We start from the raw sequence: 11,768 nt of genomic DNA on the forward strand, positions 1-11,768 counted from the left end.
CTTCTGACAATGTTTCTGTTTTTTCCGCCTACTCTGTCCGAAGTTCCCCTGCCTTCTGACAATGTTTCTGTTTTTTCCGCCTTCTCTGTCCGAAGTTCCCCTGCCTTCTGACATTTAAAGAAAACAAAAGGCTATCGAAAGTATTTCGACAGCCTGACAGTGGATAGACTCCTCTGTTTTAGTGAGTTTATTATTTAATTCTTAGCGGATGCCTAAAGCAATTTTCGCATAGCGTGACATCATTTCTTTATTCCATGGCGGATTCCAAACAATATTTACTTCTACATCCTTGACTTCAGGAATATCTGCAAGTGCTCTTTTTACTTGATCAACGATTGTTCCAGCCAAAGGGCACCCCATTGAAGTTAATGTCATATCAATAGTGACCTTTCCTTCATCATCCATTTCTGATTTATATACTAATCCTAAATTAACAATGTCTACACCTAGTTCTGGGTCAATGACTAACTCCAGTGCACCCATAATATTTTCTCTTAAATCCTCATTCATTTCCTTCCGCTCCTTTAAATGGTACGATTTATATAATATTTACTTCTCTAATACAATTTCCCAAAAGTGGGTGAATAAATCTCGAAGATGACCATTCACTTCTTCTTACAATAAAAGTATATAGTTTTTTACTTAATCCTGGTGTGAAATTTTTTACAGTTTGGATATATAATTGTTAACATAGTAAATATAGAAGTAACCAGTCCACTTTTTTGAAACTCATTAAATGTAGTGTATCATGCAGTTCATTTTTTTACTAAAAGTATGCATTTATTGAGAATTCATGAGTATAAAGGAGTCCATATGGCAGAGAGACATTTAATCGCATTAGATTTAGATGGAACATTATTAAAAGATGATAAAACCATCTCTTTAAAAACGAAGGAAATTTTAAATAAAGCAAGGGATGAAGGTCATATAGTTATGATTGCAACAGGCCGCCCTTTTCGTTCAAGTGAAATGTATTATCGTGAGTTAAATTTGGACACGCCCATTGTTAATTTTAACGGAGCGTTTATGCATCATCCTCGAAATCCTAATTGGGGATTTTATCATGAACCGCTTGATGTTAAGGTAGCCAAAGACATTGTTGAAGCTTGCAGAAGCTTTCATTTCCATAACATCATTGCAGAAGTAATCGATGACGTTTATTTCCACTATCATGATGAAAAGCTTTTAGACATTTTTAGCTTCGGTAATCCTAAGATTACTACCGGTGACCTTGCTGAATACTTACAAGATTCCCCTACCAGTATGTTAATCCATACAGAAGAAGATCAGCTAAAAACAATTAGACAGCATTTATCGGATGTACATGCAGAAGTGATTGATCACCGCAGTTGGGCTGCGCCATGGCATGTTATTGAAATAATAAAAATCGGATTAAATAAAGCAGTTGGGCTGAAAAAGGCTTCAGAGTACTTTGGCATTCCTGCAGAAAGAATCATTGCTTTCGGGGACGAGGATAACGATCTTGAAATGCTTGAATATGCTGGTCATGGTATTGCTATGGGTAATGCCATCGACCAAGTAAAAAACATTGCTAATGATGTCACCCTAAGCAACGAAGAAGATGGAGTCGGACAATATTTGACAGATTTGTTAAATTTAAAGTTATAACTTTAAATCGCCATTGTTTTCCTAAATGAACAACCTCCTATTGGAGCATACTATTTTTGAGGCAGCGGTGCTGTTTCAATCAAAGCTTGAGCATATTGGAGGGATTCGAATGGGTAAACGTAACAAATCAAAACGCTTTGTCCAGCAAGGAGTGGATACTGTCAGCAAGCATGCTGAACGTATCCCTTATCACATGACCTACGCTGAAGCAGAAGCTCAGAAAATGGCCAATGTGCATGAATCCTCGCTTGGAGGAATATAACATGGGAAACCAATTGTTCCAGGAAGCACGGAGATTTGTTGAAATGGCGAAATCTGCCAACCCAGCTGAGTATGATTCTGCTGTAGCAAAAGCAAAGAATGCTCTAAGTTCTGCTTATGCAAACTCGACTGTAGCAGAGCAGGAACAGCTCCAACAAATGCAACAAGAGCTTGAACAGATCAGATAGCTGCACAAAAAGCAGAAGCACCTTATTCGGTGCCTCTGCTTTTTTCATGATGAAGTTGTTCAAGGATTGCAGGATAGGTATGAGTGATTTTTCCGTCCCGGCTCCGGTCATAAAGGTTTAACAACAAAGACCCATTTGCAGGAAGCTTTTCATTCGGAAGATGTACCTCTAGCTTAAATGGTCTCCACTCCCCCTTATCAGAAGAAACTAAAAGCTTTGTTTCAGGGATAAATTCCGTATGGCCATCTTCGACTGAATAATATAATTGACGGTTATTTACATTTGCCTCTCCAGTGACAACATAATTCCCTTTGGTGCCTGACACCTTTACCTGACGGAAGACATGGTTTTCTTCTGGAACTTGGAATTTTTGACTATTGGTTAGCTTGGTTCGATTGGTGATGGGTTTGTCATTTATCCTAATAGGACGGAATGTGGTATGAACTGTATACTCCCCAGGTGGAACCCGACCACCTTTAAATTGATAATTCCATTTTTCCACTCGTCTAAAGGTTTGATGTGGCTCTATACTAACCGTCTGAAATGCCTGCAAAAAATATCGGCCTTTTGAATAGACATAAACCTCCTTACCTGATTGGTCCGTAATCGTTATTTCAACCAATTGAGAAGTTGGAAATTCAAAGTGAAGCGGTATCTCCCCAGTGTTTTCTACGACTATTTCGAAATCTACCCTTTCTGATCCCGCAGTCGGAATGACATAAAAACGATAATCCAGTTCGTTCACCCCGTTTGTAACTGTTTTTTGCAAAGTTGGGAAAAGTAATGTAATAACACAAAGTAGTATTCGCATGTTGGTCTCCTTTTTCCTTTATTCTCTCCGAAAAAAACCATATACTCCTGTGGTCTGGATGATATTTGTAAACGCATTTGGATCTACTTCCTTAATTATTCGTTCTAAATCATAAAGTTCATAGCGAGTAATGACGATCATTAGCAGGTCCCTTGTTTCGTTTGAAAATGCTCCTTTTGCTGGGATCATTGTGATTCCTCTAACTAGCGATCCATGGATGGCCTTTTTCAGCTCTTCTGCTTTTTTCGTTATAATCATTGCCGTGAGCTTCGCATGTCTTGTATGAATGGCATCAATGACTCTTGTAGAGGTATATAAAGTAACTAGTGTATAAAGTGCTTTTTCCCACCCAAAGAGGAAGCCCGCAGTTACAATGATTATCCCATTTAAGATAAACATGTACGGGCCAACCGGCTTATCCTTCATTCTCGATAAAACCATCGCGATGATATCCACACCGCCTGTTGATGCTCCCCACTTCAAAGTAATCCCCACACCTACAGCTAAAATAACCCCACCAAATACGGCGTTAAGTAAAATATCCTGGGATACTTGTTTGATAGGTATGATGGTTAAAAAAAACGAGGACATTAACACACTTAAAAAGCTGTAAACGGTAAAGGATTTTCCTACTTTTCTCCAGCCTAGAATGGCTACTGGGATATTTAATAGAAGCAATAAAATACCCATGGAGAGTTGAATAGGTGTATAATCACTTAGCACCTTAGAAAGTAATTGGGCAATTCCAGTAAATCCGCTTGAATAAACATTAGCCGGAATCAGAAATAAATTCATTGCCAGTGCATTTAGTAACGCACCCGCGATCACAATAACTATTTTTTTGGATTCTTGCCAAATCAACGATAGTTCCCCCTTTATTCTTGTTCTGTCAACCCTTCAAAAATTACATAATTGTATTTTTTAGGCGAAACCGATAAACTGAAACTAAATAACGCTTGAAAGCAGGTGAGCTTCATGCAGGTAAAAATACTAGCAGATAGCGCATGCGATTTACCTAAAAGTTTTTATGATGAAAACAATGTCACACTTCTCCCATTAAAGGTCCATCTAAATGGAGAAGAATACGAAGATGTTAAAAATATTGATCCAAAAACGGTCTATGATGCCATCAGAAATGGTTCTACCCCTAAAACATCTCAGACCTCTCCCCTTTTGTTTGAAGAAGTCTTCACACAAATGGCCCAAAGAAATGAAGATGGAATATACATAGCCTTCTCTTCTGAGCTATCAGGAACTTATTCAACCGCTGTTATGATTCTTGACCAAGTCAAGGAAAAATATCCAAACTTTAATTTAACGATCGTTGATACGAAATGTGCTTCTCTTGGTGTTGGACTAATTGTCAAAGAAGCAGCCAAACTAGCAATGAACAACGCAAGCAAAGAGGACATTTTAAACGATGTGCGTTTTAGAAGTGAGCATATGGAACATCTCTTCACTGTTGAGGATTTAGATTATTTAGCAAAGGGCGGCCGTGTATCCAAGGCATCTGCCTTCCTTGGAGGACTTTTAAATATTAAACCGATTTTAAATGTTGAAGATGGCAAGCTTGTTCCAATCGAAAAAATAAGAGGTAAAAAGAAAGTACTACGCCGTATTATTGAAATCATGAATGAACGAGGAGCCAATATGGGGGAACAAACCATCGGCATTAGTCATGCGGATAATGAGGAATTGGCTCAAGAAATGCGAGAATTGATCGAGGAAGAGTTTCATCCAAAAGAGGTTTATATCTCTAGCATTGGTTCAGCTATTGGTGCGCATACAGGTGCAGGAACCATTTCTATTTTCTTTTTAAACCAACTATCATAAAGAAGAAAAACCAGAGCAATTTTCTGCTCTGGTTTTTCTTCTTTATTTATTTATTTATTTATTTATGATCTGTCTTTTTAGAATATTGATTTTTACCTGCCTGGCGATTTTTTTCGCGCATCATATTTTTCTCATGTCTTAAGGCGTTATTATCTTGTGCTTTTTTATCGTTATCAGATGTGTGTGGCATGTAATTACTCCTTTCGTAATTCCTTTGTCAGTCATTATTGTCTGTCATTACGAAATAGAGTATGTAATCTAAGTTAATCTTTTTTTACATACGTCCAGCTACCTTCTTGATATACCTTTCCGTCTTTCATTAGTTTTCCGAGTGCCCTTTTAAATGCACCCTTGCTTAAGTTGAAACGGTCTTGTATGTCCTCAGGCGTACTTTTATCATTATAAGGCATAGCTCCGTTTCTGCTGAGTAGGTAGTCGTAAACTCGGTCTGCATCGATATCCTGAGATTCTTCTTTCCTCGCTAGTAAAGATACATTCACTGTGCCGTCTTCCTTCACATCTACGATCCGCCCCTCCACTTTTTCGCCTAAACGAGGCTCTTGTGGTCTTTGAGATTCATGAATAAATCCTTTAAAGCCTTCTAACGTGTAAATCCAGCTGCCAACCTTAGCTGTCCGGTATATGTGCCCCTGAACATTTTTATTGAAATGGTCTCTGGTTGCTTTTACAGAAATGGATTCAATAATTTGGTCGGTGGCAAGCTTTGCATAAAGGAGGTTAGTGCTGCTTAGTTTTACTGTGATATAAACTAAATCGCCAACTTTTGGCCAGACAGACTTATGGACTGGCAGATCATCTATACCAAGCAAAAGGTCCTTAGGAAGTCCGATATTTAAAAAGACACCTATTCTCGGGTTCGTGTCTGTTACCTTAACCCACCCATAGCGACCAACAGCTATTTCCGGAATGGTCATTGAAGCAGAGACTCGACCTTCAGAATCAACATATAAAAAAACTTCTGCTTCATCACCTTCTTCTAATTCTTGATTAGCTTGATTTATATGCAGTAACACATCTTCATTTCCGTCCGTTAAAAAATAGCCAAATGCTGCTTTTCTTGCAACAGTTAAGGTGGTTGTTTGGCCGATTAGTTCATTTATTGACATATTAACGTTCCTTTCTTTCGAAGCGTTTTTAATAAATTATCTGTTAGTGGTTCATGTTGCTTTTTTATAAAGTTGTTTGAACTGCTATATTTTACTATAATGTACCCATAAAGGGAAACTCTAGCAGGTATGTTTTCTACATACTAAAATACATGGAGGTTTGTTTATGTCTAAAGATAGCTCATTTGATATTGTATCCAAAGTTGATTTTTCTGAAGTCACCAATGCCATCACCCAAACAATGAAAGAAATTAGTACACGCTATGATTTCAAAGGGAGTAAGAGTGAAGTAAGTCTAGACAAGGAAGAACTTGTTCTCATTTCTGATGATGAGTATAAACTAGATCAATTAAAGGATGTATTACTTGGAAAGTTGATTAAGCGAGGGATCCCCGTTAGAAACCTTGATTACGGGAAGATAGAAAAAGCTTCTGGAGGGACCGTTCGTCAAAGAGCCAAGCTTGTCCAAGGAATTGATAAAGAAAATGCAAAAAAAATTAATACCATTATAAAAAACAGTGGTGTAAAAGTAAAAAGTCAGGTCCAAGACGACCAAGTCCGTGTCAGTGGAAAAAACCGTGATGATTTACAAAAAATAATTTCCTTGGTTCGTGAAGCAGATCTTACTGTAGATGTCCAGTTTATTAACTATAGATAGTGGATGCAAAACTAAAGTTTAACTCGGTCATAAGTAGTGTATATAAGACGAAAAGGATTCCATCCTTCTCGTCTTTTTTATTTTTGGTTCATAATTTCTCTATTAGTCCAAAGAATAACAAGATAAATCAATCATAGGAGGTTATACAAATGAGTAATAAACCAAATCAACAGAAACAGACCTTTCCCCCTCAACATCAGAACCATCAACCTGGTATAGAAAGTGAAATGAATCCTCGACCGAAGTTTGTCGATTCAAATTATAAAGCAGGAGGCAAATTAGCAGGTAAAACTGCGATTATTACTGGTGCAGACAGCGGAATTGGAAAAGCAGTGGCTATTTATTTTGCTAAAGAAGGTGCAGATGTTGCGATCGCATACTTAAATGAACACCAGGACGCAGAAGAAACAAAGCAACTGATTGAAGCAGAGGGACGCCGTTGTCTCCTTTTCTCTGGCGATATTGGGGAAGAAGACCATTGTAAAGAGATTGTGAATCAAACAATAGAGAAATTTGGTAAACTCGATATTTTGGTGAACAATGCAGCCGAACAGCATCCCCAGCAAAGTCTACTAAATATTACAGCGGCCCAGCTCGAAAAAACTTTTCGGACCAATATTTTTTCTTGCTTTTATATGACAAAAATGGCCCTACCCTATCTAAAAAAAGGAGCCTCGATCATCAATACAGCGTCAATCACTGCCTACGAAGGAAATGAACAATTATTGGATTATTCCGCAACCAAAGGGGCCATTGTAACCTTTACTCGTTCCTTGGCTAAATCACTCGCCCCCCAAGGAATACGTGTAAATGGAGTTGCCCCTGGACCGATATGGACACCGCTCATTCCATCTACCTTCCCTGCTGATCAAGTTGCCACTTTCGGCTCCAATACCTCTATGGAGAGAGCTGGACAGCCCTTTGAACTGGCACCAAGTTATGTATTCCTAGCCTCAGATGACTCTTCATTTGTTAGTGGCCAAATGATTCATGTCAACGGTGGAAAAGTTGTAAATGGCTGATGATAAGAAAAACGCATTGGGATTGCCCCAATGCGTTTACTCTACTTTTTTTGTTTTCCTTCTTTTTATGATGAAAAAAAGGAAAATGGATACAAGAATATATACAATAATCATGGAAGCTATTAGCGGAATATTGGCTCCACTCTTTTCAGTTAATACGTAAACCTCTGAGTTATCCCGATCAAGAATAAGGATGTATTGATTGTCTCGGCTACGGACAATATCCCCACCAAGTAACCCCCTAAGTTCTTTACCGCTTTCCACTTGATCCTTCGATAAAATGACTTTCTGTGATTTACTTGTATTATTAATTGCAACTACAGATGTTTCGCCTTTATACGTTCGTTTATAGACGATCATCCCCTTTTTCTCATAAAGCATGTCCATGCTGCCTCTTGTTAATGAGGGGAGCTGATTCCTTAATTCACCTATTTTCGTTATATAATCAATCAGGTCCTTATCCGCTCGAAAATTCATCTGCCTGCGGTTATCCGGAATTTCCCCACCAATTAGGGCAATCTCTGTCCCATAATAAATTAAGGGGATTCCTGGTGTAGTATATAAATAAGTCAATGCTGTTTTCCAACGTGAACCAGGAAACTGTCGCTTTTCAACAATGTCAGTAGTAAACCGGGTTGTATACTCATTATCCATAAATGATGGTTGTAAATAGGTTGGTTGTCCTTTATCAGTTTCAGCGTTAAGTTGACTGAGGGATTCATCAGTAGTGGCAAACACTTTTCTTATATTTTCAAGATTAGAGTAATCTAATATACTGTCAATTCCAGCTTGTTCGTATTCCTTTTGGTCAGCACCAGTATCTAGGGAAAGTACGCCAAGTAAGAAAAAGTTCTTTTTCGTTTCTTTGATTTGTTTTGAAAAATCTTGCCAAAAACCTAATTTTTTTTGGTTCACTTCTGGTAAACTAAATCCATCAATATTGGTCTTCTTGATCCACCATTTTGCTGCATTAATTAAGTAAGCCTCGTCCACGGATTGGTTTGTTGCTTCTGTGGTTGTAACAAAATCAATAACTACCTTCATTTTCCGCTTATGCGCTTCTTTTACAAGTTCCTGAAATTTTTTTATAGTACCAAAATGCTCGTCCGTTTTATAATAGTCAGTTACTGAATATCCATGGTACCCATTTTTCGAATTATCAAAGATAGGGGTTAAACGTATGGCCGTAAACCCCATATCATGTATGTAATCTAGTCGTTCAATAATCCCTTGAAAATCACCGCCATGATAGGCTAACGGGTCTTTAGCATTCACATCCACATCATTAGTTATATCTCCATTGTTGAATCGATCAATCATAATGGAATAAATGGATTCATCCTGCCATAACCGGTTTTCTTTTTTCACCTCTGCATGCGCAGGAAACGAAGAAAATAATAAGAAAATAATTAACATGAGTATCGTTTTTTTCATATATTTTTACCTAACCTCCCTATAAAAGGGAAGAGGATATCCTCTTCCCTACACTATTTTAATCCAATATGGTCTTTATTCCAAATGTAAAGTTAATTTACTATGTTAATATTATAATCCTTAAACCATGTATGAAGCTGCACAAGGTATGCCAATAATTGTGGACCTGTCATCAACTGACCAAACCATGGCTCCTGAAAGGATTTCCCCCCCGAACTTACAATCCCTTCTAACTGGTCTTTTTGGAAGAATTCATGTAGAACTGAAGATTTATCTTGGAGGATCTTTTCCATCCATTTCTGAATGGCCATAGTATATTCAGGATTGTGTGTTTTTGGATAAGGACTTTTCTTTCGGTAAAGGACCTCCTCAGGAATAATGCCTTCAAATGCTTTTCTGAGAATGCCTTTTTCCCTACCACGATACATTTTTAAATCCCAAGGAATATTCCAAACATACTCGACGAGGCGATGATCAGCAAAAGGAACTCTAACCTCCAGACTAGCCCCCATACTCATCCGATCTTTGCGATCAAGTAGTGTTGTCATAAACCATGTCATATTAATATAAAATAATTCTCTTCTCTTTGATTCCTCTAAACTTTCTCCATCTAGTTTGGGTGTTTCAGCAATCGCCTGTTTATATTGCTCCAAGCAATATTCATCTAGCTTTAGTCTTTTCTGCCATTTTGGTTGTAGTAATGCTTGCCGCTCATTGACAGATCGCATCCATGGAAAGCCCGGTCTCTCTAAGTCCTGTTGACGATGGAACCATGGGTAACCTCCAAAGATTTCATCCGCACATTCTCCTGATAAACTAACGACAAAATCTTTTTTAATTTCTTTGCAGAACCAAAGTAACGAGGAGTCGACGTCTGCCATTCCCGGAAGGTCTTTCACGTGAGTCGCTTCTAATAAATCCTTTACTAATTGTGCTTGAGTAATTGTCTTATTATTATGCTTGGTGCCAAAATGATTGGTCATCATTTGAATGAATTTCCCATCCGCTTCCGGCTGGAATTCATTCGAAGCGAAATATTGATCATTTCCCTCATAATCAATTGAATAAGTATGAAGCTGCCCTTTTCCTTGATCTTCAAACCCCTTTGCAGCAATAGCTGTGATAATACTTGAATCAAGACCGCCTGATAAAAAGGTGCACAGTGGAACATCTGATACTAATTGTCTTGTGACGGCATCGGTAACCAAATAACGGACTTTTTCAGCGGTTTCCTCTGCATTTTCCTTATGTTCTGCACTCTTTACATTCCAATAGCGCCATATTTTTAACCCATTCTTGGAAAAAGTTAAAGCATGTGCAGGTCTCAACTCTTTAATACCTTTAAATATACCCGATCCTGGTGATCTTGACGGCCCTGCACCAAAGACCTCTGCCAGTCCTTCATGGTCAATTTCTGTTTTTATTTCAGGATGGGCAAGTAGCGCTTTAATCTCTGAAGCAAAGACGAATCCCTTTTTATGTTCTTTATAGAATAACGGTTTTACCCCTAAACGATCTCGTCCAATAAACAGTAGTTCCCTTTTTGAGTCCCAAACGGCAAAGGCGTATATCCCATTTAAATAATTTACGCACTCTTCTGCCCATTCTATATAGGCTGTTAACAGTACTTCTGTATCAGAATGACCCTTAAAGGAATATCCTTTAGTAAGGAGTATTTTGCGGATATCTTCAGTATTGTATAATTCCCCATTGTAACAAATGGTGTAATTAAAACCGTCTTTTTGTTTAGTCATTGGCTGTCTTCCCCCCTCAGGGTCGACAACAATTAATCTTTTATGCCCAAATCCAACATGCGTATCATACCAGATGTTAGTTTCATCAGGTCCTCTTCTTTCTAATGTATTGACCATTTTCTTAAGGGTTTCGGTTTCGTTCTTAATTGCTTTGTCAAAATCTATCCACCCCGAGATTCCGCACATTTATTTCACTTCCCTACTTTCAGATTATTAACCTTGATTACATGGTTCATTGTATTCAGCCCATGTTCATTGGTTAATTGTCCTACAAAAACGGAAGGGCTCTTCTCAAAAAGCCAATTATCAAGACTATATGAAACCATTACTCCCTGGGCTTATTCTTGTGAGATTAGCTAACAAGGTAAAAATTTTTTTTGAAATAAACAGGTTATAAAAAGACACAAAGATGTCTACAAAGAAGAATGAACGTAAATGGCATGGAGGTTAATGATGAATCGACAACAACGACTAAAGCTATACGATATACAGCATCGGGCCTTTAACGAAGGAACAGTGGAACAAATTAATAATCAATGGATTTTTTTCGACGAGGAAACAGATGAAGCTACAATGTTAGAAGATTTTATTCATCAAGAAATAGAGATTTTTCGCCTCAACCGTTGGAGGAAAGGGATTTTAAATGAACCTGGGAAAGTTCAGTGTGGGAAGGAAGTTATTTTATTTCGTGACCACGATTTAATAAGGATAAGAAAGCATTTAGTTTATTCACTTGAAAGGCTATTGGATGGAGTTAATGATGATGCCTTTTTTCAGTTTATCACTACATTAAACTCATTGAATTTCTCTATTTACGATTGTATTTATTGTTATAACCATTTATCTTTCTTGTCGGATGAACACCGAAAAGATGGTGTAAACTTCATAGTATTCGATAATCAAGAGCAGATTTGTAACGTGCAGCATCATTTTTGCTACTACGAAAAGGTCAATGATCGGTTTGAATTCACATTAAATACCGGAAAACGATTAATCATTGAAAAGATTATTTCATAAAGAAAAGCGGAGGCGCCTTGGTCAGCCCCGACAG

General features: G+C 37.8%; 14 protein-coding genes. 7 read left to right on the plus strand and 7 right to left on the minus strand.

Annotated features, from left to right (window positions below; all coding sequences use genetic code 11):
• Positions 1-201: 201 nt before the first annotated feature.
• Complete coding sequence (locus ABES03_RS18045; RefSeq protein ID WP_430119187.1) at positions 202-510, minus strand: metal-sulfur cluster assembly factor; 309 nt, start codon at positions 508-510, stop codon at positions 202-204.
• Between the two features lie 303 nt (positions 511-813).
• Here ABES03_RS18045 and ABES03_RS18050 point away from each other — a divergent pair, with 303 nt between their 5' ends.
• From ABES03_RS18050 to ABES03_RS18060, 3 genes are all read left to right on the plus strand, one after another.
• Positions 814-1,629 (plus strand): Cof-type HAD-IIB family hydrolase, encoded by an 816-nt coding sequence (locus ABES03_RS18050; RefSeq protein ID WP_430119189.1) that lies wholly within the window; start codon positions 814-816, stop codon positions 1,627-1,629.
• A 109-nt stretch (positions 1,630-1,738) separates the two neighbouring features.
• Positions 1,739-1,891, plus strand: coding sequence for a hypothetical protein (locus ABES03_RS18055; RefSeq protein ID WP_430119191.1), 153 nt, complete (start codon positions 1,739-1,741; stop codon positions 1,889-1,891).
• A gap of 1 nt (position 1,892) precedes the next feature.
• The gene (locus ABES03_RS18060; protein ID WP_430119193.1) at positions 1,893-2,078 is read left to right on the plus strand and encodes a DUF3813 domain-containing protein; all 186 of its coding nucleotides are present in this window, start codon (positions 1,893-1,895) and stop codon (positions 2,076-2,078) included.
• 22 nt (positions 2,079-2,100) lie between these two features.
• On the opposite strand, the gene ABES03_RS18065 is transcribed toward ABES03_RS18060, so the two are convergent.
• Positions 2,101-2,889, minus strand: coding sequence for a BsuPI-related putative proteinase inhibitor (locus tag ABES03_RS18065; RefSeq protein ID WP_430119195.1), 789 nt, complete (start codon positions 2,887-2,889; stop codon positions 2,101-2,103).
• An 18-nt stretch (positions 2,890-2,907) separates the two neighbouring features.
• Positions 2,908-3,750: a YitT family protein gene (locus ABES03_RS18070; protein WP_430119197.1), complete on the minus strand. Its 843-nt coding sequence runs from the start codon at positions 3,748-3,750 to the stop codon at positions 2,908-2,910.
• Between the two features lie 114 nt (positions 3,751-3,864).
• Between ABES03_RS18070 and ABES03_RS18075 the strand changes: the two genes are divergently transcribed.
• Entirely contained in the window at positions 3,865-4,722 is an 858-nt protein-coding gene (locus ABES03_RS18075) for a DegV family protein (RefSeq protein WP_430119199.1), read from the plus strand.
• A 58-nt stretch (positions 4,723-4,780) separates the two neighbouring features.
• Here the strand turns inward: ABES03_RS18075 and ABES03_RS18080 are convergent, their stop codons facing one another.
• Both ABES03_RS18080 and ABES03_RS18085 read right to left on the minus strand, forming a co-directional pair.
• Complete coding sequence (locus tag ABES03_RS18080) at positions 4,781-4,912, minus strand: DUF3941 domain-containing protein (protein ID WP_081810752.1); 132 nt, start codon at positions 4,910-4,912, stop codon at positions 4,781-4,783.
• Positions 4,913-4,985: 73 nt separating this feature from the next.
• Positions 4,986-5,849, minus strand: coding sequence for a CvfB family protein (locus tag ABES03_RS18085; RefSeq protein WP_430119201.1), 864 nt, complete (start codon positions 5,847-5,849; stop codon positions 4,986-4,988).
• Between the two features lie 166 nt (positions 5,850-6,015).
• On the opposite strand from ABES03_RS18085, the gene ABES03_RS18090 reads away from it, so the two are divergent.
• Together ABES03_RS18090 and ABES03_RS18095 are read left to right on the plus strand one after the other, a co-directional pair.
• Positions 6,016-6,507 carry a YajQ family cyclic di-GMP-binding protein gene (locus ABES03_RS18090; protein WP_309865891.1) on the plus strand — a complete coding sequence of 164 codons (492 nt, stop codon included), beginning with the start codon at positions 6,016-6,018 and terminating at the stop codon, positions 6,505-6,507.
• 149 nt (positions 6,508-6,656) lie between these two features.
• The gene (locus tag ABES03_RS18095; protein WP_430119203.1) at positions 6,657-7,529 is read left to right on the plus strand and encodes an SDR family oxidoreductase; all 873 of its coding nucleotides are present in this window, start codon (positions 6,657-6,659) and stop codon (positions 7,527-7,529) included.
• A 36-nt stretch (positions 7,530-7,565) separates the two neighbouring features.
• Here ABES03_RS18095 and ABES03_RS18100 read toward each other — a convergent pair whose 3' ends face one another.
• Entirely contained in the window at positions 7,566-8,963 is a 1,398-nt protein-coding gene (locus ABES03_RS18100; protein WP_430119205.1) for an alpha-amylase family glycosyl hydrolase, read from the minus strand.
• Positions 8,964-9,055: 92 nt separating this feature from the next.
• Positions 9,056-10,903, minus strand: a complete 1,848-nt coding sequence (asnB, locus tag ABES03_RS18105) for an asparagine synthase (glutamine-hydrolyzing) (protein WP_430119207.1) — start codon at positions 10,901-10,903, stop codon at positions 9,056-9,058.
• A 267-nt stretch (positions 10,904-11,170) separates the two neighbouring features.
• Here asnB and ABES03_RS18110 point away from each other — a divergent pair, with 267 nt between their 5' ends.
• Positions 11,171-11,734 (plus strand): DUF2777 domain-containing protein, encoded by a 564-nt coding sequence (locus ABES03_RS18110; RefSeq protein WP_430119209.1) that lies wholly within the window; start codon positions 11,171-11,173, stop codon positions 11,732-11,734.
• Positions 11,735-11,768 lie beyond the last annotated feature (34 nt).

The sequence above is a fragment of the Neobacillus rhizosphaerae genome (assembly GCF_050477885.1).
GTDB lineage: Bacteria > Bacillota > Bacilli > Bacillales > Cytobacillaceae > Neobacillus > Neobacillus rhizosphaerae_A.